Genomic DNA, 25,028 nt, shown 5'->3' with positions numbered 1-25,028 from the left:
GGTTCGGCCGTACGGTCAGTGCTCGCGCGGAGCCGGGACGACGTGATCGGTGGCGGCGACCTCGGTGTGCACGGCGAGGAGCTGGCGCATCGTGGCCTCGGCGCCGACCCCGTCGCCCGAGGCGAGCGCGTCGACGATCCGCCGGTGCAGGGTCACGGCGGGCTCTCCGGGCCGCTCGCAGCCGGTGACCGGGCCGCCCGACACGTGCAGGGCGGAGGAGACGATGCCGGCCAGGTGCTCGAGCATCCGGTTCCCGGCCACCTGCAGGAGCAGGGAGTGGAACTCCGCGTCCGCCCGGGAGAACGTCAGGGAGTCGCCCTGGGCGGCGGCGTGCCCCATGATCTCCACCATGTCGGCGAGGCGCTGCTGGACGTCCTCGCGGCCGTGTCCGGCGGCGAGCCGTGCGGCGAGCGGCTCGATGGTCCAGCGCAGCTCGAACAGTTCGCGGCGCTGGTCGTCACGCTGCGGGCCGAAGGCCCGCCATTCGATGATGTCGGGGTCCAGCAGATTCCAGTCGGCGACCGGGCGGACCCGGGTGCCGACGTTGGGCCTGGCGCTGACGAGGCCCTTGGCCTCGAGGACGCGCAGGGACTCGCGCACCACGGTGCGGGAGACCTCGAAACGCTGGCCGATCTCCTCCGGGACGAGCGGCCGGTCGGCGCCCAGGTCGCCGGAGACGATCATCTGTCCGAGCTGCTGGACGAGTTGGCCGTGCAGCCCGCGGCCACGACTGCCGCCGGCCCGGCGGCCGACGCGGCCCATGTCCGAGTCGGCGCCGTCCCAGGAGGGAAGGCCGGGGCGGTCGACACCTGAGGCGTCGGCATACGAGTAGCGGTCGAGCTCGGCCGGGCCGACGATGCTGGAGTCGGCGGAACGAGCCGTGGTCATCAGGGTGTGCGCAAGGGTACTCACGCATCCTTTGTCGGCGATGCCACGGCGGGCCTTGAGGGCTTTGCTGAAAAGCACACGAAAGGGTGAGCACTCATCACCTGATAATTGACGCTTTATCGGAACGAAACGCCCTGCATGACAGGCCAGAGAGACAGTTCCGTTTATCCGACCGCGAGTTGGGCGGCGTCAACGTCGGCGACCCCGCAACACCGTTGCGAGGTGGGCGCAGAGCAGCACGGTGAGCGACAACACGAAGGCACAGCCGACCGGTTGGACGGCCCTCCCGCTGACGCCGGCCGCGGTACTGCCGACGCCTCCGGGCCAGCCGCCGACGACGCTGAGCAGCGCCCCTGCCGCGTCGATCAGATGGCTTCCCGCGCGGCTGCGGACCGCCAGTCCCACCGCGGGTGCCACGACGAGCGGTACCGCCAGCACCGCCGTCACACCCAGCGCGGTGGTGCGGAAGAGTCCGGCGGCCAGCAGCCCGGCCCAGGCGCAGCCGACGGCCAGCGCGGCCCAGCCGGCCGCCTGCGTGGGCCGGTCGGTGGGCAGCGGAACCGCGCCGGGACCGAGGATCACGCGGAGCACGACGGTGTCGAGCACCGCGGCCGCGGCCGCGATCAGCAGTGCGGCCGCACCGCTCACCAGCATTTTGGCGACGAGCAGCCGCAGCCGCCGGGGCACCGGTACCTGGGCGGGAGCCAGTGCCGGAAAGCGGAACTCCTGCCCGTAGGCGAGCGCGCCCAGCAGACCGGCGCCCATCGCGGCGGGGGGCAGCGGAAGTTGACGCACCCAGCCGGACATCATCGACAGCGCCGAGGCCTCCCCGGTGCGCGAGAGGACCAGGGCACCGGCCACCGAGGCGAGCAGGGACAGCGCGGCGATCCACCACGGGGTGCGGATTCCGCCGAGCCGGCGCAGTTCGTACCGGAGCGGCTGAGCGGGGGTGGCCGGCGCGACGGCCGCTCTGGGCCGAGCGGGGATCCGGGCGGGGGTGGCGGGCTCGGCGGGTTCCCCCGGGGGCGGCGCGGCCGGGTCCGCCGGGGAGGCCGCGGCGGGCTCGCGGCCGTCGGCGCGGCTCAGCGGGGCGACCGGGCCGAGGTCGGCGACCTCGTCGGCCAGCCGGTGGAGCAGGATTCCGTTCCGGTAGGCGATCTCCCCGATGTGCGCGGAGGTGGTGCCGTAGATCACCAGGCGGCTGCCGGTCGCCGCGGCGATCTCGGCGCCGCCGTCGGTCAGTACCCCGGCGAGCCGCTGGGCGTGCGGGGAGTGGACGGCCACATGCGGGCGCAGCCGGGTGCGGGTGAACTCCTCGGCGGACTGGTCCGCCACCAGGCGGCCGCCGTCGATCGTGACGACCCGGTCGGACGTCCTGGCCATCGCCTTGGCATCGCGCCCGGTGACCAGGACGGCTCCGCCGTCGGCCGCGTAGGCCCGCAGCAGCGCATGCACCCAGGCGGCTTCACGGGGTGTCAGGCCGAACGACGGTTCGTCCAGGAAGAGGGTCCGCGGTTCGGCGAGGAGCGCCGCGCCGAGGCCGAGCCGCCGGTCCATGCCGAGCGAGTAGGTGCTCAGCCGCTGGTCCGCGAGGCCGGTGAGGCCGACGACGTCGAGGACTTCGTCGGCCCGCTCCGCCGGCACGCCGAGGGCGGCGGTGAGCATACGGAGATGGTTCCGCGCGGTGCGGCCGGGGTGCCCCGGCACATCGCCGAGGAGGATGCCGACCTCGCGGCTCGGGTGCCGGACTCCGTGCAGGGGGGTGCCGTTGAAGAGGGTGACGCCGCGGCCCGCCTCGAGTTCGAGCATCAGGCGCAGCGTGGTCGATTTCCCCGCGCCCGGCGCGCCGAGCAGGCCGGTGACCTGCCCGGGGCGGACCTCGAAGGTGAGGTCGTCGACCGCGGGCGGACCGTTACGGCGGGGCATGCTGGTCAATCCGATGGCCTGGATCACCCTTGCACCATAACGCCCTAAATCAGACCTCTGGTCGCAACATGGGCGGATTGAGCAGAGCAGCCCCTCCGGCCTGGAACAGCTGGGCGGGGCGGCCGCCCTGACGGGTCGTCGTACCGCCGGTCGGTACGAGGAATCCGACGGTGCCCGTCACCTTGCGGTGGAAGTTGCGGGGATCGAGGGCCACCCCCCACACCGCCTCGTACACCCGCCGCAGCTCACCGACGGTGAACTCGGGCGGGCAGAAGGCGGTTGCCAGGGAGGAGTACTCGATCTTCGACCTGGCACGCTCGACCCCGTCGGCCAGGATCCGCGCGTGGTCGAAGGCCAGCGGAGCGGCCTCGCCCGCCGTGTCGAAGCCGTCCTGCTCCAGCAGCGAGCCGACCGGGGCCCAGCGGGCGCTGCGCGCGTCGCCGCCCGCGCGGGGCGCGGGCAGATCGGGCGCCAGGACGAGATGGGCGACGCTGACGACCCGCATCCGGGGGTCGCGGTGCGGGTCGCCGTACGTGGCCAGCTGTTCGAGATGAGCGCCGCTCTGGGCGCGCAGGCCGGTCTCCTCGGCGAGTTCGCGTGCCGCGGCCTGGGACAGGTCCTCGTCCGCTCTGACGAACCCGCCGGGCAGCGCCCAGCGCCCTTGGTAGGGCGGCTCGCCCCGGCGGACGGCGAGCGCGCACAGGGCGTGGTGCCGCACCGTGAGCACGACCAGGTCGACGGTGACGGCGAAGGGTGGAAAGGCCGACGGGTCGTAGGGCGACATGGCGCGATCATAGTCGTCTGCCTGACGATAAACAGCAGGATGGCCCCCTGCGCCCGCCCTTGTTTCACCCTGCCTCCCCCGCCACGGCCCGCCCCACAGGCCACAGGGGTGCCGGAGGTGCGTGGGTGCCGGGGTGCTGCCCGTGGACGACACGCCGACGGGCGCACCGGGTCGCCTGCGGGCCGCGTCGCCTGCGGGCCGCGTCGCCTGCGGGCCGCGTCGCCGCTCACGCGCCGAGCTGGAGGGCGGGGGCGGCCTCCTCGACCATCGCCATGCCGAGCCTGCTGACCCGCACCGCGAACGGCTGCTCGTCCACCCGCAGCCCCGAGAAGCGCACCGCGCCCAGCGGGGCGGTACTCATCGGGCGCACCGCGACGACGCCTCCCGGAGCGTCGGGGCGTACCCCCGCGAGCGAGGTCAGCAGATGGACGGCGCCCGCGGCGGCGACGGCGGACGGGCGGCAGGCGGTGGGGTGCGGCAGCGGTGTCCGGTCGGCGGCGCGCTGTTCGCCCGCGTACATCTCGGGCAGCTGCCGTCCGAAGGTCCGGGCCGCGTCCAGGACCCCGCGCAGGAGGGCGCCGGCCTCCTTCTCGTATCCGGCGGCGGCCAGCCCCGATACGGCGAGGGCGCTCTCATGGACCCGCACCGCACCACCCCGGTGGCCGAACGGACTGTGGCCGGGCGCCCTGGCCGAGAGCGTCCGCAGACCCCATCCGGAGTCGAGGTCCGGGGCTCCGAGCCGCCGCGCCAATTGCCCGGTCCGCGCCTTGCCGAGCAGCCCCTCGGCGAGCGTGCCGCCCCCGAGCAGTCCGGTGTCGAGCAGGTGGACCGCGGCCGAGCCGAGATGGATCACCTGCCTGCCGCCAGGGGTGAGCGCCGCGGCGGGCCGGCCGCCGCCGAGGTCGTCGACCCAGAAGTCCTCCTGGAACCGCCCGCGCAGCTCGGCCGCGTACTCGCGCCACGCGGCGGCTCCGGGGCGGCCGTGGGCGTCGAGGAGGTCGGCGCCGTGCAGCGCGGCCCGGTGGGCGTGGGCCTGCACCTCGCAGCGGAACGGGCCGCCGGGGGCGGGATCCGGCACATAGCCCGCCGCCTCCGCGACCGTGCGCAGCCAGCCGAGACAGCGCTCGGCCGCGGGCAGCAGCAGCTCGGCCTCCCGCTGCGGCATCCCCCAGCGCCGGGCTTCCGCCAGGACGGTGACGAACAGCAGCGTGGCCTCGACCCCGGAGCAGGTGGGCGGCAGATGCGGTCCCGCGTGCCGCAGCGCACCCGGGATCCGGCCGCTGTCCTGATCCTGGAGCCGCGCGAGGGTGCGCAGGGTGCCGGCGGCCAGCCGGGTGCCGAGCGGCAGCAGCATCCTGGCCGCCCACAGCGCGTCGGCGGGCGCCAGCCCCATCCGCCAGGGGGCGCCCGCCGCCACATGGACGTCGGCGAGCCGCGCGGGGTCGCGCAGCAGCAGCGCCCGCAGACCGTCCAGGCTGCCCCGCAGCAGCTCCTCGCCCCTGGCGTCGTCGCCGGACAGCTCCGCAGCGGACCAGGGCACGGGCGCCCGGTCACCCCGTACGGGCGCGGAGACGGCGGACCCGTGTGCCGCGGATTCCCGGGACACCCGCAGCTCGATGGTCCGCCCGGCGCCGGGCGGCACCGCCAGCTCCCAGCGCAGCACACCGGCCGAAGCCAGCACCCCGGCGGGGGCCGGCCGCGCGGTGACCCTGACGCCGATACCGGCATGCGACCAGCGCAGCCCCGCGTCACAGACGCTGGCCGGCAGATCGGGCCCCGCCCGCCCCGCGGCGGCCGCTCCGAGTTCGGCGAGGTCGGTGCCCAGCGCCACTTCGAGCGGCAGCCGGAGCACGGCCGGCCCGGTGTTGAGCACCGTGATGCGCTCGGTGCCGTCGGCGTCCCGCAGCCGTTCCACCGTGACCGCCGGATCGGGACCGGTGTCACCCGGAGTCCTGACCACCGCCACGAACCGGGCCCGGTCCGCGCTGAGCAGCGTGCCCAGCACGGGGATCGGCTCGGCTCCCGCGAGCCGCACCTCGCAGCGCGCCAGCACCCGCCGGCCCTCCTGATAGAAACCGTCGAGCCCCTGCCCTCTCAGCTGTCCGTCCTCGGCGGAGACGACGAGCGAAGGGGCGGCGACACAGATCACCGAGGTGTGCACGGGCTGCGGGCCGGAAGCGGGCCTGGTCAGGGCGGTGGGAGCGGGAACGGTCGGGGCGGTCGGCGGCGGGTTCACATCCCGGTGAACGGCCGGGTGGGCACCCGGGTCACGGCCCGTCTACCGTTCCTGGACAGGGAGCGCATCCCCGGTATCCGCCCGCACCACCGGAAAGAGACGCCATGGCCGTGTACCGCCAGCCCGGCACCGTTGTGACCGACCACGCTTTCGACGTACCGCTCGACCACGCGGCCCCCACCGGGGAGCGGATCCAGGTGTACGCCCGTGAAGTCGTGGCCGCGGGCCGGGAGGGCGAGCCGCTGCCGTGGCTGCTGTTCCTGCAGGGCGGTCCCGGCGGACGCTCCCCGCGCCCGCTCGGCCGGGACGGCTGGCTGACCCGGGCCCTGGACGACTACCGGGTCCTGCTGCTCGACCAGCGCGGCACCGGCCGGTCCACCCCCGCCAACCGGCAGACGCTGCCCGCGCGCGGCGACGGCACCGCGCAGGCGGAGTATCTCTCGCACTTCCGGGCCGACTCCATCGTGCGGGACTGCGAACTGATCCGCCGTGAACTGCTCGGCGCCGAGGGGCGGTGGAGCCTGCTGGGGCAGAGCTTCGGCGGCTTCTGCGCGCTGACCTATCTGTCGCTGGCCCCCGACGGTCTGCGGGAGGTGTTCGTCACCGGCGGCCTGCCGGGGCTGCGCAGCAGCGCCCGCGACGTCTACCGCTCGGCGTTCCCCCGGGTGGAGCGCAAGAACACCGAGCACTACGACCGCTATCCCGGGGACGTGGAGACCGCGCGCTCCGTCGCCCGTCATCTGCGCGACCACGACGTGACGCTGCCGGACGGCGGCCGGTTCACCGCGGAGGCGTTCCAGTCGCTGGGTCTGATGCTCGGCACGGGTACCGGCTCGCACACCCTGCACTATCTGTTGGAGGACGCCTTCCTGCCCGGCACCGACGGCCCGGTGCTCTCGGACGGCTTCCTGACCGAGGCGCAGGGTCATCTGTCGTTCGCGGCCAATCCGCTGTACGCCGTGCTCCACGAGTCGATCTACGGACAGCGCTCAGTGTCCGCCGCGGGCACCGGCTGGGCAGCGCAGGCCGCGCATCTGGAGTTCCCCCAGTTCGATGTGGACAAGGCGCTGGCGGGCGAGGGCCCGGTGCTGTTCACCGGCGAGATGATCTACCCCTGGATGTTCACCGGCGACCCAGCACTCGTCCCGCTCCGCGACGCGGCGAACCGGCTGGCGCTGCGCGAGGGCTGGCCGGACCTGTACGACCTGGCTCAACTGGCCCGGAACGAGGTACCGGTGGCGGCGGCGGTCTACCACGACGACATGTACGTCGAGACCGCCGATTCGCTGGCCACCGCGCGCGCGGTGCGCGGTCTGCGCACCTGGGTCACCGACGAGTACGAGCACGACGGTCTCCGGGTGAGCGGCGGCCGGGTCCTCGACCGGCTGATCCGACTGGTCCGCGGCGAGCTTTAGACGCGTCGATCACCCGCTGCCGCCGCTCCTGGCGCAGGCACTGGCGCAGCGGCTCGGGGTCGAGCCCCTCGTTCACCGAGTGATGGAGCAGCCGGGCGAAGGTGTAGCCGGGATCGAGGTCGAGCGCGCGGCCGAGCGCGACGCGCGCTTCCGGTTCGTCCCCGGACGCCCAGGCGACCCAGCCGGCCAGGGTCAGCGGGGCGGCGGCATGGTCCTCGTACGGTCCGACGCACCGCCGGGCGAGGGCCCGCCACAGGCGCAGCGCGGGGTCGGTGTGCGGCGGCTCCATCCACTCCGCCGCCCGGTCCCGCGCGGCGCGGTCCTGGAGGCCGAGGATGATCTCGGCGGCCTCGTCGTCGCCGAGCAGCGCGTCGTCACGCTGGTCGCTGCGCTGCGTGTCCCCGTCCGCCGGGGTGGCGCGGAAGCGTTCGAGCGCCGCGCCGACCAGGGTCAGCGTCCGGTGCCGCACCGCCTCGCAGTCGCCCACGTCCAGGATCCGCGGGACGAGTTCGGCGCAGGCCATGTCGAGCGCCCGGGCCTGCCCGGAGGTCCGCTCGGTGGCCGGCGGGACGAGCCGGGCCTCCATCTCGCGCAGCGAGCCGCGCACGTTGATGCCGGCGTACGCGGCGGCCGCGGCCATCACGGAGTCGCCCGAGGTCGCGATGGTGAAGCCGTCGGCAGGACAGCAGTCGGTGCCGGGGCAGCAGTAGGACCACCAGCGGCCCGCCGAGACGCACAGTGCCTCGACGACCGGCACGTCCAGGGCGCCGCAGGCCGTGCGCAGCCGCTGTGCCAGCGGCCGCAGGCGCTCCATGACCTGGGCCGGCCGCTCGGTCGCGGACGGGTCCTGGCACAGGAACAGGACGATCGAGGCGGCCCGGTCGCCGCGCTGCTCACTGCCTCGTACCAGACAGTCCGCGAGCTGCGAGGCGACCTCGGGCCATTCCGCGGAATCCTCGGGAATGCCCAGGCGCAGCCGGCCGCCGAAGCGGCCGTGGTCGCCGTGCAGGGCGACCATGACGATGGAGTCGCTGGGGTGAAATCCCATCAGGTACGGCAGGGCGTCGGCCAGGTCGGCCGGGCTGCGCAGGGTGACCTTGGGATCGTTCTCGGACCGGGGCGATTCGATGTGCTGTGTCATGGCCCGACAGTCCCGCAGGCCGGTGATCTCCGCCAGACCCCCCAAAAACCTGTGGATAACTTTGGGGCCGAGTTGTCCACAGGTTCGGTGCGCGGTTCGCGTGTTGTCGGTGGCATCAGGTTGCATGGGGGGCATGACTGACTCCCCCACCGCGCTTCGTACCGCGGCCGACACCGTTCTGAGCCGCCTCGTCGGTGACTCCACCGGCACCGCCCGGCTGCGCGAGGACCAGTGGCTGGCGGTCGAGTCGCTGGTGGCGCACGGCCGCCGGACGCTGGTCGTGCAGCGCACCGGCTGGGGGAAGTCCGCGGTGTACTTCGTGGCCACCGCGTTGCTACGCCAGCGCGGCGGCGGCCCCACCGTGATCGTCTCGCCGCTGCTCGCGCTGATGCGCAACCAGGTCGAGGCCGCGGAACGGGCAGGAATCCGGGCCCGGACGATCAACTCGGCGAACACCGAGGAGTGGGACACCATCGAGGCCGAGGTCGCGGCGGGCGAGGTGGATGTGCTGCTGGTCAGCCCCGAGCGGCTGAACAACCCCGATCTCCGCGACCAGGTGCTGCCCAAGCTCGCGGCGACGACCGGGCTGCTGGTCGTCGACGAGGCGCACTGCATCTCCGACTGGGGCCATGACTTCCGCCCCGACTACCGGCGGCTCCGCACCATGCTCGCGGACCTGCCGCCGGGGGTCCCGGTGCTGGCCACCACCGCCACCGCCAACGCCCGGGTGACCGCGGACGTCGCCGACCAGCTCGGCACCGGCACGGCCGGGACGGGCGAGGAGGGCGCGCTCGTGCTCCGCGGCCCGCTGGAGCGCGAGAGCCTGTCGCTCGGGGTGCTGCGGCTGCCGGACGCGGCCCACCGGCTGGCCTGGCTCGCCGATCATCTCGACACCCTGCCGGGCTCCGGCATCATCTACACCCTCACGGTCGCCGCCGCCGACGAGATCACCGCGTTCCTGCGGCAGCGCGGGTACCCGGTGGCCTCGTACTCGGGCAAGACGGAGAACGCCGACCGCATGGCCGCCGAGGCGGATCTGCTGGCCAACCGGGTCAAGGCGCTGGTCGCGACGTCCGCGCTCGGCATGGGCTTCGACAAGCCGGACCTCGGATTCGTCGTGCACGTCGGATCGCCGTCGTCCCCCATCGCCTACTACCAGCAGGTGGGCCGCGCCGGGCGCGGGGTGGACCACGCGGAGGTGCTGCTGCTGCCGGGGCGTGAGGACGAGGCGATCTGGCGCTACTTCGCGTCCCTCGCGTTCCCCACCGAGGAGCAGGTGCGCCGCACCCTGGAAGTGCTGGCCGACGCGGGACGCCCGGTGTCGGTCCCGGCGCTGGAGGCGCGGGTGGATCTGCGCCGGTCCCGGCTGGAGATCATGCTCAAGGTCCTGGACGTGGACGGGGCGGTGCACCGGGTGCGCGGCGGCTGGACCTCCACCGGGCAGCCGTGGGCGTACGACACCGAGCGGTACGCGTGGGTCGCGCGGCAGCGTGAGGCCGAGCAGCAGGCGATGCGCGACTACGCGTCGACCACCGCTTGCCGGATGGAGTTCCTGCGGCTCCAGCTGGACGACGAGGAGGCCGCGCCGTGCGGCCGTTGCGACAACTGCGCGGGTGCCCGGTTCGGCATCGAGGTCTCCGGCGCGGCGCTGGACGCGGCGCGGGCGGCGCTCGGCCGTCCCGGCATCGAGGTGGAACCGCGCAAGATGTGGCCGACCGGGCTGCAGGCGATCGGGCTCGACCTCAAGGGCCGGATCCCGGCCGGTGAGCAGGCGGCGTCCGGGCGGGCGCTCGGCCGGCTCTCGGACATCGGCTGGGGCAACCGGCTGCGCCCGCTGCTGGCCGACGGCGCACCCGACCAGGCGGTACCCAGTGACGCGGCGGACGCCGTGGTGCGGGTGCTGGCGGACTGGGCCAAGGGCCATGGAGGGTGGGCGAGCGGTGAGGCGGACGCCCCGCAGCGGCCCGTCGGCGTCGTCACCGTCGCGTCCCACACCCGTCCGCAGCTCATCGGAACCCTGGGCGCGCGCATCGCCGAGATCGGACGGATGCCGCTTCTCGGCCAGATCGCGTACACGATGGACGACGGACCCGGCCGGGTACCGCGCAGCAACAGCGCGCAGCGGCTGCGGGCGCTGCACGGCGCGTTCACCGTCCCGGCGGAACTGGCCGCGAAACTGGCCGCGACCCCCGGTCCTGTGCTGCTCGTGGATGATCTGGCCGACACGGGCTGGACGCTGGCCGTCGCGGCCCGGCTGCTGCGCAAGGCGGGCGCGACCGCGGTGTTCCCGCTGGTCCTGGCCGCGCAGGGGTGATGGGTATCGACGATTGAGACGATGAGTAGGATCTATCAGACGCAGGCGTCCATAACCGGTCAGAAGCTTCGAGTGCCCGTTGCCGCTCGCAGCCATGCGGGGAAGAATTGGCGCTGGATCCCCGACCGGCTCATCGAGCCCCCTGACCGGCGTGCGCCCGCGCCCGGTCGACGGGTGCGTCCACCGAAGGGAGGAACGTGACCATCGGTTTCGCTCCGGAGACCACTACGCGTGCCTCCTCCCGACTCTCCCGCAGCCTGGAACCAGCCGAGTGGACGGCCGCGGGAATCCCGTTGCTCGCCAATCCGCGTGAGGTCGTCAAGGATCTGCAGTCCCGGCACCTCCCCACTCCGGTCACCGCCGTGGTCGCGGTGTTCGAACCGGAGGGCCGGCTGACGGCGAGTGCCTCGTTCACCGGCAGTACCGGGGTCGTCGACGGCTGGGAGCACCGTAACGCGATCCTCGCGCATCTGCGCCGGGTGCTCCCGCACGATCTGCGGCGGCGCGCACCGGTACGGACCGCGGTGCTGCTGCTGTGCCGCGACGGCACCCCCGGCTGGACCGAGAAGGACGGCGCCTGGATGTGGGGCCTGCGCGACGCGTGCATGCTGCACGGGCTGCGCTGCGGCGCCTACGTCACGCTCACCCGGGACGGCTGGCAGGTCCTGGGCGAGAACCGCGGTGGCCGCACCCCGAGTTCCCAGCCCTTCGCCGAACAGCCGGGCGGCACAGCGGCCCTGCGCCCGCACGGGGCGCCGGAAGCGCTGCGCCGCACAGCTGCTCGTTGACCAGGCCTTCGGCCAGGCCCTCGACGGCCGAGCGTTCATCAGCCGGGCCCGCACCGACCAACCCCTCACCGACAGCACCCTCACGGACAAGGCCCTCACCGGCAGGACCGCGTCGGTCAGGCCTTCGCGGCGACCGCCCCGTTGATCAGCCCGGGGTCGCCGCACACGATCAGCAGGGTGCCCGCACGGGCCAGCGCGGTGGGCAGTCCCAGCGCGGTGGCCTCGACGGTTCCGCCGTTGACCGCGACGACCACGACCTGACGGCCCGCGGCACGTTCGGCCGTGATGCCGGCGTAGAAGACGTCGTCACCCGCGTCGTGCTGCGACCAGTAGGACGTCTCGCCGAAGGACAACTCGTGGGCGGCCCACGGGTGGTGCTCGCCCGTGGTGAGCACCAGGATCTCGCCCGGCGCGCGGCCGGTGTCCAACAGCAGGTCGACCGCCTCGTCGGCGGCGTCGATCGCGCCGTCGGCCGGGGCCGGGATGAGCTGGATCTGCGCTGTAGCGGTAACGCCCCCGGTTCCGCCGGGCGAACGCGGCACCGACGGCGCGGCGGCCGTCACGGTGGCGGAGGCGGTCGGGGCGGGCCCACGGGCCGGACCGGGCCGGCCGGGCCCGGCGTTGGCCGCGTAACCGGGGCGCGGCGGCCCGGGGCGGGGTGTAGGACGGGGACCGGGGACAGGACGGGGGGTCGACGCGCTGCGGCCTGCGGCCGGAGCTGAGCGGGGACCCGGGACACTCTCGTGAATCTGAGGCTCCTCGGGGATGAGAGGCATGGGCTGATGTCTATCAAATACGCCGCGGTTGCGCAGCGGTGGGTCGTCAAAAATCGAAACCGAGCTGCTCCCCAGGGTCGGCGGGAGCCCGGACCTTCTTCAGGTGCCGCCAGCGCGGCAGCGCGTCGAGGTACGACCAGGACAGCCGGTGGTGCGGTGTGGGGCCGAGTTCCTCCAGGGCCGCACGGTGTACGGGCGAGGGGTAGCCGGCGTTGTCGGCGAAGCGGAACGGCTCGTGTTCCGCGCCCAGTTCGGCCATCGCGGCGTCGCGGTGCACCTTGGCGATCACCGAGGCCGCGGCCACCGCGACGCAGGACTGATCGCCCTTGATGACGGTGCGCACCCGCCAGGGCCCGCCGAGGTAGTCGTGCTTGCCGTCCAGGATCACCGCGTCCGGGCGCTCCGGCAGTCCTTCGAGCGCGCGGACGGCGGCCAGCCGCAGCGAGGCGGTCATGCCGAGGGTGTCGACCTCCTCGACGCTCGCGTGACCGAGGGCGTAGGACGTCACCCAGTCGGCCAGCAGCGCGGCCATCGAGGCGCGGCGCTGGGCGGGGATCAGTTTCGAGTCGGTGAGTCCTTCGGGCGCCCGGCGCAGGCCGGTGACGGCCGCGCAGACGGTGACGGGCCCGGCCCAGGCGCCGCGTCCCACTTCGTCGACGCCTGCGACGATCTTCGCCCCGAGGGTGGCGCGCAGGGAGCGTTCGACGCTGTGGGTGGGAGGTTCATACGGCATGGCGGGGACCAGGGTACTCCCCTGTCAGGGGCGGAGCAGCGGGAGCATCACATGATCGACCAGATCGGCCATGTCCTGCTCCCCGATCCGGTGGTCGCCGATCTTGGCGCGGTACATCATCAGGGCGGGCGCCACGTCGGCGACGATGGCCGCGGTGGCGTCGGCGCGCACGGTGCCGCGGGTGATCCCGCGCCGCACCACGTCCAGGATGAGTTCCTTCCCCGGTTCGATCACGCCCTGGATGATCAGGTCGACGAAGGGCTGGGCGGCGGCGTGGTCGCACTCGTCCAGAACGGCCCGCAGCGCGATGCCGCCCTGTGAGTACATCGCCTCGCGCATCCGCATGACGAGGCACAGCAGATCCTCCCGGAGGGTGCCCAGGTCCGGCGGGGCGCCGATCTGCGGCAGCCCGAGCCGCAGCGCGTCGGCGACCAGCGCCTCCTTGGACGGCCAGCGGCGGTAGAGCGCCGCCTTGCCCGTCCGGGCGCGCGCCGCGACGCCCTCCATGGTCATCCCGCCCCAGCCGACGGCACCCAGCTGTTCCAGAGCCGCGTCGAGGATCGCGCGTTCGAGGACCGACCCCCGGCGGCGCGGCAGAACCGGTGCCCCCGACCGGATCCGCGGCGAAGTACCCATCGACAAACCTCCGTTGAAGCATATAGTGAACGGTGTCGTTCACTAAATCACTGATGGGGGATCATCTGTGACGACCTCTCAAGTACGCGAGTCACGTCCGCCCGGCACCGCCCGGCGCGAGGGACGACCCGGTATCGCTCTCGCAGTCATCGCCGCCTGTCAGCTCATGGTGGTCCTCGATGCCACGATTGTGAACATCGCACTTCCCCACATCAAGGACGCACTGTCCTTCTCCACCACAGATCTGTCCTGGGTGCTCAACGCCTACACCCTCACCTTCGGCGGCCTGTTGCTGCTCGGCGGCCGGGCGGGCGACATCCTCGGCCGGCGACGGGTGTTCATCTTCGGCATCCTGCTGTTCTCGCTCGCGTCGCTGCTCGGCGGCTTCGCCCAGGAACCCTGGCAGCTGCTCGCGGCCCGCTCGCTGCAGGGCGTCGGCGGCGCCATCGCCTCACCCACCTCACTGGCCCTGATCACCAGCACGTTTCCCGAAGGCCCGGAACGCAACCGGGCGTTCGGCGTGTTCGCCGCCGTCTCCGCGGGCGGCGGCGCCATCGGCCTGCTCGCCGGCGGCATGCTCACCCAATGGCTCGACTGGCGCTGGGTGCTCTTCGTCAATGTGCCCATCGGCCTGCTGATCGCCTTCCTCGCACCGCTGTTCATCAACGAGTCCGACCGGCGGACCGGGCGCTTCGACATTCTCGGCGCCATCACCTCCACGGGCGGTATGGCGTCGCTCGTGTACGGCTTCATCCGGGCCGCGGACTCCGGCTGGAAGGATTCCGTGACGCTCGCCGCCTTCGGGGCGGCCGTCGTGCTGCTCGCCCTGTTCGTGGTGGTCGAGCGGCGGGCCGCCGATCCGATCACGCCGCTGCGGATGTTCGCCGACCGCAACCGTTCCGGCACCTATGTGATCATGCTGAGCCTGGCCGCGGCGATGTTCGGCATGTTCTTCTTCATCGTCCTGTTCGTACAGAACGTCCTCGGGTACAGCCCGATCGACTCCGGGCTCGCGTTCCTCCCGATCACCGTCGCGATCGTGACCGGCGCGGGCCTCTCGACGCGGCTGCTGCCCGTGCTCGGCCCGAAACCGTTCCTCGTCACCGGCACCCTGCTGACCGGCGCCGGCATGGCCTGGCTCACCCGGCTCGATCCGGGCAGCGGCTATCCCGGCGGGGTGCTCGGTCCCATGGTGCTCTTCGGCTTCGGCATGGGGCTGAACTTCGTGACGCTGACCCTGACGGCCGTCTCCGGGGTGGCCCAGCACGAGGCGGGCGCCGCGTCCGGGCTCCTCAACGCCACCCAGCAGGTGGGTGGCTCGCTCGGGCTGTCGATCCTGGTCACGGTCTTCGGCACGGCGAGCAGGAACGAGTTCGGCGACCAGCTGCCGGACTTCCTCGCCAAGGCCACCCCGCAGCAGCGGGACGAGTTCGCGCGGACCCATGAGCTGCCCGCCCCCTGGGGGCACGACGTGCTCTCCCAGGGGATATCCACGGCCTTCATGGCGGGCGTCGGCTTCGTCGTGCTGGCGGTACTCACCGCGCTGTTCGTGGTGCGGGTGCGCAAGAGCGACCTGGAAGCGCTCAGCGGGAAATCCGCCGCGCCGGCGGCCTGACACCGCTCCGCCGCCCGGCCCGGTGAACGGGGCCGAGCGGCGGAGCGGAGATGGCCAGGGAGGGGACCGGCCCGGGTACGTCCGGGCTCAGGCCTCCGCGGGCGCCGCCACCCACAGCGGCAGCGGCTCGGTGCGCTCCAGCCACTCGGCCGGCGGCTGCCCGGTCGGCCGTGCGGCGATGATCCCGCCGACGATCGCGCAGGTGGTGTCGACGTCACCGCCCGCCTTGGCCGTCGTCCAGAACGCCTGCTGATAGTCGTCCAGGTGCCGGGCCGCCGACCACAGCGCGAACGGCACGGTGTCGTGCGCGCTGGTGCGCCGGCCACAGCCGAGCACCGCTGCCACCGTGGCCACGTCCGCGTAGTCGAGCATGTCGCGCGCCCGCCGTATGCCGGCCTTCACCGCGCTGGTCGGCACCAGGTCCAGCACGGCGCCGAGCAGCGCCGAGGGGTCCTTCGGGCCGTCCGGGTCGGCGACCAGCGCCGCCATGGCCGCGACGGCCATCGCGCCGACCACGGCCTCACGGTGCTGGTGGGTGGTGTACGCCGAGATCTCGGCCTGGTGTGTCGCCTGCTCGGCGTCGCCCGCGTACCAGGCGCCCAGCGGGGCGACCCGCATGGCGGCGCCGTTGCCCCACGAGCCCTGGCCGTTGAACAGGCCCGCGGCCAGCTCACGCCAGTCGGCGCCCTCCTGCCGGATCAGGCGCAGCATGCGGTTCACGGCCGGGCCGTAGCCGCGGTCGAAGTCATGGTGCTCCGCGAAGGACATCGCCAGGGCGTCCTGGTCGATGCGGCCGTGGGCGGCCAGCACGGCCAGCACGGAGCAGGCCATCTCGGTGTCGTCGGTCCACTGCCAGACGCCGGGCGGCAGCCCGCCGTTCTGGAGGGCCTGGTAGTTGGAAGGGACGAAGAACTGGGAGCCGAGGGCGTCGCCGACGGCGAGCCCGCGCAGACTTGCCAGGGCGCGGGAGATGTTTTCGGAGTCAACTGGGTGAGCGGTCATCGCGTCGGAAACTCTGACATCGTGCCTGATCCCGGTCAATCACCCTGTGCGCAAACTCACCTGCGGAATCCTTCGTCCACCATGGGGTCGGGAAGCCGCCACCGCGCGAAGGGGCGGTCGAGGGTGTAGCGGCCCGAGGGTCCGATGAGCAGGACGCGGCTCTCGGCGTTGCCCGGGTTGGACAGCGACTCGAACTCCTCGACCGTCCAGTGGAACCACCGCATGCAGAACAGCCGCATGGTCAGTCCATGCGTGACCAGCAGGACGTTCGGCGGGAAGTCCGGCTTGTCGAAGGCCCGGTAGAGGGTCTCCAGGAACGCACCCACCCGGTCGTACACATCGGCACCGGACTCGCCCTGCGCGAAGCGGTAGAAGAAGTGCCCGTAGGCGTCCCGGGCCTTGCGCTGGCGCTGCACGTCGTCGACGTCCTGCCAGTTACCCCAGTCCTGCTCCCGGAGCCGGGGCTCCTCCATCGCGTGGGTCAGCGACGGGTCGAGGTCCAGCCCGCGGAAGGTCTGCCAGGTGCGGCGGTAGGGCGACACGAACGCCTGGACCGGCTCGTCGCCGAACAGCGCCCGCAGGTTCTCCCCCGCGTCCGCGGCCTGCCGACGGCCGGTCGCGGTGAGCTCAAGAGCGTGGTCCGGCACCCTCTCGTAGATGGTGTCGTCCGCATTGCCCTGAGACTCTCCGTGCCGGATCAGCACGATGTGGCGAGGTCGGCCCATGGTGATCAGCCTATTCCCGCGACGGATCCCGGGCGCGCCGGTACGGCCTCTGCGGCCGCCCGGCTCCCCGTGACCCGGCTCCCCATGGTGACCCGGTCCCTCATGGCCTCGACGCTCCCGGCCGCCCGCGACCCCGTCACACCGTCCACGCCTGCACGATGTCCACGACGTCGCCCGCTACCGAGACCACATCGGTCTCCAGCTCGGTGCGCTCCGCCAGCCTCGTCATCGCGGCGGGGCGGTACTTGCCGCGCTCGTTCGCCGAGATCCACAGGGACAGCACCAGGAAGTCGCTGTCCGGCCCCTCGGCGAAGGCCCCGCGCAGCAGTCCTGGCGACCCGGCCATCGCCGGGTTCCACACCTTCTTCTGCATCTCGGCGAAGTGCTCGCCGCGTCCGGGCCGCACCTTCGAATGCGCGACACGCAGCAGATCGGCGTCGGCGAAGCGCGCCTCGAAGCCCACCCGCACGTCCAGCAGGTGCTCGAAGAGCAGCACCCCGAGGTTCTCGTACGAGTCGGCCTGCGATCCGGCGAGCTGGTCGTGCCCGCCCGTCATGAAGGCGTCGTAGGCCGCCCTGCTGTCCCAGAACGCGAACAGATGCGCCACACCCGGCTGCGCGCGGCTCCAGCCGCCGCCCTGCCCCCGGAATCCTGGCTGCCCCCGCAGCCCCGCCCACTTCCGCTGCCCCCGTTCGAACCCCGCCCGGTCCACGACCCCACAGCGAATCCACTTCACCAGCACCGCGCCATCCTAAGTCCGACGAGGGCCCCTCCCGCGCCCGCTCACCCGCTCAATTCCCCTGCCGGGGTGGCGAATATGATCGATCAATGGACGCACTTCATCCCCGCCTCCTCGTGGAGGACTTCGCCACCGCCGCCGAATTCTGGACCGCGGCGCTCCGCGACCTCCTGGGCATCGAGCCCGTGAAGGTCATCCCCGAAGCCGGATACGCCAACTGGGACCTGAACGGCGAGGGCGTCCTCGTCCTGTTCTCCCGTGCCGCCGTCGCGGCGGTGGTCGGCACCCAGGCCCTGCCGGCCCGGCCCGCCGGGCAGGACACCTCGATGCTCGTCTTCCGGGTGGACAGCGTGGACGACGCCGCCCCGCTCCTCACCGCGCACGGCGCCAAGGTCGTCACGGGTCCCCAGGACCGGCCGGCCTGGGGACCCGGCCTCCGTACGGCGCACCTGCGCACGCCGGACGGAACCCTCGTCGAGTTGCAGTCCTACTGAGCCGGACCCCGTCCCACGACCGACCGCACCTCCCTACCGGGCCGGATCGTGCAGACGGCCCAGCCGTTCGGTGTCGGCCGCGGCGAGGACGAGGCCGAAGGTGCTCTCCAGCACCTCGGGCAGCTCCCCGGCCGGCACCTTCCGCCGCTCCTCCGCGCCGTCCGCGGCACCCGCGCGCGTCACCGTCAGCTCGTCCCGCACCAGGGAGTACCGCGCCTGCGGCGTCACCCGCTGCACCACTGCCTGGCCGGTGAACCGGGACAGCGGGTGCGTCGACGTGTAGTGGTTCAGGACGACGAGATCCACCGGGTACAGCGGGCTGGGCGCGAACGCGTACAGGTCCGACCAGCCCCGCGCGCCGAGCGAGCGCAGCACGCGCACGCCGCCCGCTTCCTCGGCGACCTCGAAGGCCCAGCCGCCCTGCCACGCCGGGGTGCCGACCCGCAGCTCGACCGGCTCCAGGGTTCCCGGACCGCCGAAGCCGGTGTCCGAGATCCATTCCGCGCCGTCCACGACGACCCGCAGCAGGACGTGCGTGATGGGCCGCAGCGTCGGGCCGGCGGTGCGGACCCGGGCGCCGTGGGCCGTGAAGACGAAGCCCAGGCGTTCGAGCACGGCCGCGAAGAGGGAGTTCTGTTCGTAGCAGTAGCCGCCACGGCGCTCCGTGACGAGTTTGCGCTGCACACTGTCCAGGTCGAGGCGGACCTCGCGCTCCAGCGCGACCTCCAGGTTCTCGAACGGGATCGCGGCGGTGTGCGCGCGGTGGAGTCCCCGCAGGGTCTCCGCCGTCCGCTCGAGGCCGCCCGTGTACCCGGTCCGCGCCAGATAGGCGTCCAGGTCGAGCCGGTCACCGCTCCAGACGGACTCCGCGACGGATCCGGCCGCTGTCTCCCGCTCCGCCACCGGCCCCGCCGGGGTCGCCGTCATCGCGCGGTCCCGGACTCGAAGCGCTCACCGGGCTTCAGCAGATGCAGGCGGTCGCTGATCCCCGCCCGCTCGAAGGCGTCCACCAGGGTGTCGCCGTTCTGTGTGAAGTGCCCCCAGTGCTCGAAGTGCAGCGGTACGACCTGCCGCGCGCCGAGGATCTCCGCCGCCTCGGCGGCGTGGACGCTGCCGAGCGTCAGATCGGCGCCCGGAAGCAGCGGGGTCTGCGCGGCGCCGGCGAACAGCACCGCGACGTCGAACGGTCCGAACCGCTCAGCGATCTCCCGTACGACCTGCAGCGACGCGTTGTCCCCGCTCACATAGACCGTCGGGAGGCCCTCGCCCGAGAGAACGAATCCGGTGACCTCGCCGACGACGGGCTCACTGCCGTCCGGCCCGTGCTGCGCCGGCACCCCGGTGATACGCAGCGTTCCCCCGTCCGGGCGGGTCAGCTCGGTGTGCTCCCAGTTCGGCAGTGCGGTGACGTTTCCGCCGATCCGCCCCAGCGCCGAACCGGTGGACAACGTCAGCGGCGCACTCGCCAGATACGCCCGCCCCGAGGTGTCGAGGTTGTCCGGGTGCTGGTCGTGCGAGAGCAGTACGGCGTCGACGGCCCCGACCGCGTCCGCATCGACCGCGGGGCCGGTGGTCTTCACCAGCGCCCGGTTGCCCATCGGGTACTCCCCCGGCGCGTCGAACGTCGGGTCGGTGAGCAGCCGCAGACCCCCGATCACGATCACCGCGGTCGGCCCGCCCACGTAATGGATATCCAGCTCGGTCATCGCAACTACCCCCTGTCATCAGCGGAAACGGCGGCAGCACACCGTACGGGCACCCCGCCCGCGACACCGCCCCCGTGTCGTCACCGATCACAAGTCCTTCAAGATCACACCTATTCCCGGCACGGAAAAAGGTCCGGTGCCGACTCCCGTCGGCACCGGACCTCTCACTCCCTCAACCGCGGTTCACTCCCGCGGCGCGCGCACGATCAGCTGCAGCCGCTGGTCGAGCCGCAGCCCTCGCACAGGTAGCAGCTGCCCGCACGGCGCATCTTCGTGCCGCAGGAGAAGCAGAGCGGGGCGTCGGCGTTCAGGCCGAGCTGGATCTCCAGCAGCTCCGTGGAGTTGTGCGCCTGCTTCGGGGCCGGCACGGCGGCCGGGTTCTCCGGCTTGGCGACGGCGACCGGCTTCGGTGCCGCGGCCTTCGGGGCGGGAGCCTCGACCTGGCGCGGTGCGGACTGGGCCAGGCCCTCGACGTCCACATCGTCGTCGCCCGGCTCGTAGGAACCGGTGTCCAGGTGGCGCTGACGCTCGCCGGCCGAGTGGATGCCGAGCGCGGAGCGGGTCTCGAAGGGCAGGAAGTCCAGCGCCAGGCGGCGGAAGATGTAGTCGACGATCGACTGCGCCATCCGCACGTCCGGGTCGTCGGTCAGACCGGCCGGCTCGAAGCGCATGTTGGTGAACTTCGAGACGTAGGTCTCCAGCGGCACGCCGTACTGCATGCCCACCGACACCGCGATGGAGAAGGCGTCCATCATGCCCGCGAGGGTCGAACCCTGCTTGGACATCTTGAGGAAGACCTCACCGAGACCGTCGTCCGGGTAGGAGTTGGCGGTCATGTAGCCCTCGGCGCCGCCGACGGTGAACGAGGTGGTGATCCCCGGACGGCCCTTCGGGAGGCGCTTGCGGACCGGGCGGTACTCGACGACCTTCTGGACCTCGGCCGGGACGACGGCCTCGGCGGCCGGCTCCTTCTTCTTCGCGGAGAGCGGCTGGCCGACCTTGCAGTTGTCGCGGTAGATCGCGAGCGCCTTCAGGCCGAGCTTCCAGCCCTCGTAGTAGACCTCTTCGATCTGCTCGACGGTGGCCGTCTCGGGCACGTTGACCGTCTTGCTGATCGCGCCGGATAGGAACGGCTGGGCCGCCGCCATCATGCGCACGTGGCCCATGGCCGAGATCGACCGCTCGCCCATGGCGCAGTCGAAGACCGAGTAGTGCTCGGTCTTCAGCGCCGGGGCGTCGACCACGTTGCCGTGCTCGGCGATGTGGGCCACGATCGCGTCGACCTGCTCCGGCTGGTAGCCGAGGCGGCGCAGCGCCTGCGGGACCGTGCCGTTGACGATCTGCATGGAGCCGCCGCCGACGAGCTTCTTGAACTTGACGAGCGCCAGGTCGGGCTCGACGCCCGTGGTGTCGCAGTCCATCATCAGGCCGATGGTGCCGGTCGGCGCGAGCACGGAGGCCTGCGCGTTGCGGAAGCCGTTCTTCTCGCCGAGGCGGAGCACGTCCTGCCAGGCCTCGGTGGCCGCGGCCCAGACCGGGACGTCCAGGTCGTCGGTGCGCTTGGCCACCGCGTTGGCGTCCGAGTGCTGCTTCATGACGCGCTTGTGGGCGTCCGCGTTGCGGGCGTAGCCGTCGTACGGGCCGACGACCGCGGCGAGCTCGGCGGAGCGCTTGTACGAGGTGCCGGTCATCAGCGAGGTGATGGCGCCGGCGAGCGCGCGGCCGCCGGCGCTGTCGTACGCGTGGCCGGTGGCCATCAGCAGGGCGCCGAGGTTGGCGTAGCCGATGCCGAGCTGGCGGAAGGCGCGGGTGGTCTCGCCGATCTTCTCGGTGGGGAAGTCGGCGAAGCAGATGGAGATGTCCATCGCGGTGATGACCAGCTCGACGACCTTCGCGAAGCGGTCCGAGTCGAACGACTGGTTGCCCTTGTCGTCGTCACGCAGGAACTTCATGAGGTTCAGCGACGCGAGGTTGCAGGACGAGTTGTCCAGGTGCATGTACTCGCTGCACGGGTTGGAGGCGGTGATGCGGCCCGTCTCCGGCGAGGTGTGCCAGTGGTTGATGGTGTCGTCGTACTGGATGCCGGGGTCGGCGCAGGCCCAGGCGGCTTCGGCCATCTTGGTGAAAAGGGACTTGGCGTCGACCTCTTCGATGATCTCGCCGGTCATCCGGGCGCGCAGGCCGAACTTCGAGCCGGACTCGACGGCCTTCATGAACTCGTCGTTCACGCGGACGCTGTTGTTGGCGTTCTGGTACTGGACGGACGTGATGTCGTCGCCGCCCAGGTCCATGTCGAAGCCCGCGTCGCGCAGGGCGCGGATCTTCTCCTCCTCCTTCACCTTGGTCTCGATGAAGGCCTCGACGTCCGGGTGGTCGACGTCCAGGACGACCATCTTGGCGGCGCGGCGGGTGGCGCCGCCCGACTTGATGGTGCCGGCGGACGCGTCGGCGCCGCGCATGAAGGAGACCGGGCCGGAAGCGTTGCCGCCGGAGGAGAGCAGCTCCTTGGAGGAGCGGATGCGGGAGAGGTTCAGGCCGGCGCCGGAGCCGCCCTTGAAGATCATCCCCTCTTCCTTGTACCAGTCCAGGATCGAGTCCATCGAGTCGTCGACGGAGAGGATGAAGCAGGCGGAGACCTGCTGCGGCTGGGCGGTACCGACGTTGAACCAGACCGGCGAGTTGAAGCTGAACACCTGGTGCAGCAGGGCGTAGGTCAGCTCGTGGTCGAAGATCTCGGCGTCGGCCGGGGAGGCGAAGTACCCGTTGTCCTCGCCGCCCTTGCGGTAGGACTTCACCACACGGTCGATGAGCTGCTTCAGGCTCGACTCGCGGGTCGGGCTGCCGACCGCGCCGCGGAAGTACTTGCTGGTGACGATGTTGACCGCGTTCACCGACCAGGAGTCGGGGAACTCGACGCCCCGCTGCTCGAAGTTGATCGAGCCGTCGCGCCAGTTGGTCATCACGACGTCGCGGTGCTGCCACACCACCTCGTCGTACGGGTGCACGCCCGGGGTGGTGTGGATACGTTCGATCCGCAGGCCCTTGCCACCCTTGGATCCCTTGGTCCGGGATCCTCGTGCCGCGCCGTTCGTCGTCTCAGTCATGTGCCGCCTCCCAATACAGGCAAAACGCCTAGAAGTGCGCGGATCATCCCGCCGCACGGTTCGTTGTCCTACGCCTCGGCGCAGCGCGCCTCGGCAAATCTGTGGGTACTGCCGCTGATCGGCCGTCGCTCGGTCAGTCAGCGGCGGGGGCGGGCGCGGGGACCCCGAGGTCCTCGTCGAGCCCGCGAAGGTTCGTGGGTGGGAGCTGCTCGCGCAGCTCGACGATGGCGGCCTCGAAGTCCTCGAGCGAGTCGAAGGCCCGGTAGACCGAGGCGAAGCGCAGGTACGCGACCAGGTCGAGATCCTGCAGGGGGCCGAGTATGGCCAGACCGACGTCGTGGGTCGAGAGCTCGGCGCTGCCGGTCGCCCTGACCGCCTCCTCGACGCGCTGCCCGAGCTGGGCGAGCGCGTCCTCGGTGACGGGGCGGCCCTGGCACGCCTTGCGGACGCCTGCGATGACCTTGTTCCTGCTGAAAGGTTCCGTGACGCCGCTGCGCTTGATCACCATCAGGGACGCCGTCTCCACCGTGGTGAAGCGGCGGCCGCAGTCGGGGCATTGACGGCGGCGGCGGATCGAGGTGCCGTCGTCCGTGGTGCGGCTGTCGACCACACGGCTGTCGGGGTGTCTGCAGAAGGGGCAGTGCATGTTCCCTATCCCCTCCTTCATTCAGCCCGTACCGGCGGCTGAGCGCACGACGATGACGCTCCCGGGGTCTGGCCTCAACCCCTGGGAACAGCCCCAAGCATAGGCGATCCACTGAGGGGTTGACCCACTGGGACCACTACTGGTGGGTGGCTGGCACTTACTTAACCACTAGATCTGGTGCCAGAGCCCCAAGCGCGACATTCCGCGTGTCGCGGCGGCGCGGCGCGTCGGAGCTTACGCGACGTCGCGCCTCGGCGTGGTGGGAGGTCGGCGGTGCGACACTGGGGGCGCGGCCCGCCGGCGATCCCGGCTCCCATCAGGAATCGAATGACTGTTCGGTCAGTACACCCGATACCTTGATCACGTCAGGTGATTTACAAAATTTCACTCGAACGTGTGTTTGGCGCAACCTTTCGAAACCCACTACCGTTGTACTAACTGTCCGCGACAGCTGAGCGGGCCGACCGCACGCACTTGGTGCGGTCGTAGGACGTGGAGACCTTGCCGCCGGGCAGTCTGCGAAGCGTCTGTCACAGGGAGAACATCTCGAGAGGGGCCGCCGTGACCACCACCGCAGACACCGCAGCATTGACCGCCCAGGACCGCTCCCAGGATCGGCTCAGCCCGATGGATGCGATGAACGACGAAACGCCCAAGCCCACCCGCTCGCTCCCCGGCCGGCCGCCCGGGATCCGCGCGGACAGCTCCGGCCTCACCGACCGTCAGCGCCGGGTCATCGAAGTGATCCGCGATTCGGTCCAGCGCCGTGGCTACCCGCCGTCCATGCGCGAGATCGGCCAGGCCGTCGGTCTGTCCAGCACCTCCTCGGTCGCCCACCAGCTGATGGCGCTGGAGCGCAAGGGATTCCTGCGCCGCGACCCGCACCGCCCGCGCGCCTACGAGGTCCGCGGCTCCGACGCCACGCACTCGCAGCCGACGGACACCACCGGCAAGCCCTCCGCGTCGTACGTGCCGCTCGTCGGCCGGATCGCCGCCGGCGGTCCGATCCTCGCCGAGGAATCGGTCGAGGACGTCTTCCCGCTTCCCCGCCAGCTGGTGGGTGACGGCGAGCTGTTCGTCCTCAAGGTGGTCGGCGACTCGATGATCGAGGCCGCCATCGTCGACGGGGACTGGGTCACCGTCCGCCGTCAGCCCGTCGCCGAGAACGGCGACATCGTCGCCGCCATGCTCGACGGCGAGGCGACCGTCAAGCGCTTCAAGCGCGAGGACGGCCATGTCTGGCTGCTCCCGCACAATGCCGCTTACCAGCCCATCCCCGGTGACGAGGCGACGATCCTCGGCAAGGTGGTGGCGGTACTGCGCCGGGTCTGAACGACCCCTTACGACCGGGCCCCGGAAC

General features: G+C 72.1%; 21 protein-coding genes. 6 read left to right on the top strand and 15 right to left on the bottom strand.

Features of this window, described 5'->3' with window-relative positions; genetic code table 11:
• Nucleotides 1-15: 15 nt before the first annotated feature.
• The 4 genes from C6N31_RS23210 to C6N31_RS23195 all read right to left on the bottom strand — a co-directional run bounded on the left by C6N31_RS23210 (nt 16) and on the right by C6N31_RS23195 (nt 5,834).
• Nucleotides 16-966: a FadR/GntR family transcriptional regulator gene (locus C6N31_RS23210; protein WP_269283889.1), complete on the bottom strand. Its 951-nt coding sequence runs from the start codon at nt 964-966 to the stop codon at nt 16-18.
• Between the two features lie 111 nt (nt 967-1,077).
• Entirely contained in the window at nt 1,078-2,841 is a 1,764-nt protein-coding gene (locus C6N31_RS23205) for an ATP-binding cassette domain-containing protein (RefSeq protein WP_198358086.1), read from the bottom strand.
• A 22-nt stretch (nt 2,842-2,863) separates the two neighbouring features.
• The gene (locus tag C6N31_RS23200) at nt 2,864-3,598 is read right to left on the bottom strand and encodes an NUDIX hydrolase (RefSeq protein ID WP_138357287.1); all 735 of its coding nucleotides are present in this window, start codon (nt 3,596-3,598) and stop codon (nt 2,864-2,866) included.
• A gap of 226 nt (nt 3,599-3,824) precedes the next feature.
• Entirely contained in the window at nt 3,825-5,834 is a 2,010-nt protein-coding gene (locus C6N31_RS23195; protein WP_381585968.1) for a glycogen debranching N-terminal domain-containing protein, read from the bottom strand.
• A 104-nt stretch (nt 5,835-5,938) separates the two neighbouring features.
• Between C6N31_RS23195 and C6N31_RS23190 the strand changes: the two genes are divergently transcribed.
• The gene (locus C6N31_RS23190; protein ID WP_198358085.1) at nt 5,939-7,249 is read left to right on the top strand and encodes an alpha/beta fold hydrolase; all 1,311 of its coding nucleotides are present in this window, start codon (nt 5,939-5,941) and stop codon (nt 7,247-7,249) included.
• On the opposite strand, the gene C6N31_RS23185 is transcribed toward C6N31_RS23190, so the two are convergent.
• Nucleotides 7,161-8,390 carry a DUF4192 domain-containing protein gene (locus C6N31_RS23185; RefSeq protein ID WP_138357289.1) on the bottom strand — a complete coding sequence of 410 codons (1,230 nt, stop codon included), beginning with the start codon at nt 8,388-8,390 and terminating at the stop codon, nt 7,161-7,163. The two genes, C6N31_RS23190 and C6N31_RS23185, sit on opposite strands and share 89 nt — an antisense overlap.
• A gap of 133 nt (nt 8,391-8,523) precedes the next feature.
• Here C6N31_RS23185 and C6N31_RS23180 point away from each other — a divergent pair, with 133 nt between their 5' ends.
• Both C6N31_RS23180 and C6N31_RS23175 read left to right on the top strand, forming a co-directional pair.
• On the top strand, nt 8,524-10,704 hold the full coding sequence (locus C6N31_RS23180) for a RecQ family ATP-dependent DNA helicase (RefSeq protein WP_198358084.1): 2,181 nt from the start codon (nt 8,524-8,526) through the stop codon (nt 10,702-10,704).
• A 197-nt stretch (nt 10,705-10,901) separates the two neighbouring features.
• A complete protein-coding gene (locus C6N31_RS23175) occupies nt 10,902-11,492 on the top strand; it encodes a hypothetical protein (protein ID WP_138357291.1) in 591 nt (196 codons plus the stop codon).
• A 116-nt stretch (nt 11,493-11,608) separates the two neighbouring features.
• Here C6N31_RS23175 and C6N31_RS23170 read toward each other — a convergent pair whose 3' ends face one another.
• The 3 genes from C6N31_RS23170 to C6N31_RS23160 are packed head-to-tail and all read right to left on the bottom strand — an operon-like array spanning nt 11,609 to nt 13,637.
• A complete protein-coding gene (locus C6N31_RS23170; protein WP_138357292.1) occupies nt 11,609-12,268 on the bottom strand; it encodes a hypothetical protein in 660 nt (219 codons plus the stop codon).
• 46 nt (nt 12,269-12,314) lie between these two features.
• Complete coding sequence (gene rnhB / locus C6N31_RS23165) at nt 12,315-13,001, bottom strand: ribonuclease HII (protein ID WP_138357293.1); 687 nt, start codon at nt 12,999-13,001, stop codon at nt 12,315-12,317.
• 24 nt (nt 13,002-13,025) lie between these two features.
• Complete coding sequence (locus tag C6N31_RS23160; RefSeq protein ID WP_138357294.1) at nt 13,026-13,637, bottom strand: TetR/AcrR family transcriptional regulator; 612 nt, start codon at nt 13,635-13,637, stop codon at nt 13,026-13,028.
• A gap of 67 nt (nt 13,638-13,704) precedes the next feature.
• On the opposite strand from C6N31_RS23160, the gene C6N31_RS23155 reads away from it, so the two are divergent.
• Entirely contained in the window at nt 13,705-15,252 is a 1,548-nt protein-coding gene (locus tag C6N31_RS23155; RefSeq protein WP_138357295.1) for an MFS transporter, read from the top strand.
• An 87-nt stretch (nt 15,253-15,339) separates the two neighbouring features.
• Here C6N31_RS23155 and C6N31_RS23150 read toward each other — a convergent pair whose 3' ends face one another.
• The 3 genes from C6N31_RS23150 to C6N31_RS23140 all read right to left on the bottom strand — a co-directional run bounded on the left by C6N31_RS23150 (nt 15,340) and on the right by C6N31_RS23140 (nt 17,721).
• Entirely contained in the window at nt 15,340-16,254 is a 915-nt protein-coding gene (locus C6N31_RS23150; RefSeq protein WP_164293594.1) for an ADP-ribosylglycohydrolase family protein, read from the bottom strand.
• A 56-nt stretch (nt 16,255-16,310) separates the two neighbouring features.
• Nucleotides 16,311-16,979 (bottom strand): histidine phosphatase family protein, encoded by a 669-nt coding sequence (locus C6N31_RS23145; RefSeq protein ID WP_138357297.1) that lies wholly within the window; start codon nt 16,977-16,979, stop codon nt 16,311-16,313.
• 136 nt (nt 16,980-17,115) lie between these two features.
• On the bottom strand, nt 17,116-17,721 hold the full coding sequence (locus C6N31_RS23140) for a YdbC family protein (RefSeq protein WP_138357298.1): 606 nt from the start codon (nt 17,719-17,721) through the stop codon (nt 17,116-17,118).
• An 86-nt stretch (nt 17,722-17,807) separates the two neighbouring features.
• On the opposite strand from C6N31_RS23140, the gene C6N31_RS23135 reads away from it, so the two are divergent.
• Entirely contained in the window at nt 17,808-18,212 is a 405-nt protein-coding gene (locus tag C6N31_RS23135; RefSeq protein ID WP_138357299.1) for a VOC family protein, read from the top strand.
• 33 nt (nt 18,213-18,245) lie between these two features.
• On the opposite strand, the gene C6N31_RS23130 is transcribed toward C6N31_RS23135, so the two are convergent.
• The 4 genes from C6N31_RS23130 to nrdR form a co-directional block, all read right to left on the bottom strand.
• Nucleotides 18,246-19,139, bottom strand: coding sequence for an arylamine N-acetyltransferase family protein (locus C6N31_RS23130; protein WP_138357300.1), 894 nt, complete (start codon nt 19,137-19,139; stop codon nt 18,246-18,248).
• A complete protein-coding gene (locus C6N31_RS23125) occupies nt 19,136-19,918 on the bottom strand; it encodes an MBL fold metallo-hydrolase (RefSeq protein ID WP_138357301.1) in 783 nt (260 codons plus the stop codon). The genes C6N31_RS23130 and C6N31_RS23125 overlap by 4 nt, the downstream gene beginning before the upstream one ends.
• A 206-nt stretch (nt 19,919-20,124) precedes the next feature.
• On the bottom strand, nt 20,125-23,022 hold the full coding sequence (locus C6N31_RS23120) for a vitamin B12-dependent ribonucleotide reductase (protein WP_198358083.1): 2,898 nt from the start codon (nt 23,020-23,022) through the stop codon (nt 20,125-20,127).
• Between the two features lie 133 nt (nt 23,023-23,155).
• Nucleotides 23,156-23,668 (bottom strand): transcriptional regulator NrdR, encoded by a 513-nt coding sequence (gene nrdR / locus C6N31_RS23115; protein ID WP_138357303.1) that lies wholly within the window; start codon nt 23,666-23,668, stop codon nt 23,156-23,158.
• A 561-nt stretch (nt 23,669-24,229) separates the two neighbouring features.
• Between nrdR and lexA the strand changes: the two genes are divergently transcribed.
• A complete protein-coding gene (gene lexA / locus C6N31_RS23110) occupies nt 24,230-25,000 on the top strand; it encodes a transcriptional repressor LexA (RefSeq protein ID WP_138357304.1) in 771 nt (256 codons plus the stop codon).
• Nucleotides 25,001-25,028 lie beyond the last annotated feature (28 nt).

The sequence above is a fragment of the Streptomyces fildesensis genome (assembly GCF_016107395.1).
In the GTDB taxonomy this organism is placed as follows: domain Bacteria; phylum Actinomycetota; class Actinomycetes; order Streptomycetales; family Streptomycetaceae; genus Actinacidiphila; species Actinacidiphila fildesensis.
This window is presented reverse-complemented; position numbering and strand designations above follow the sequence as displayed.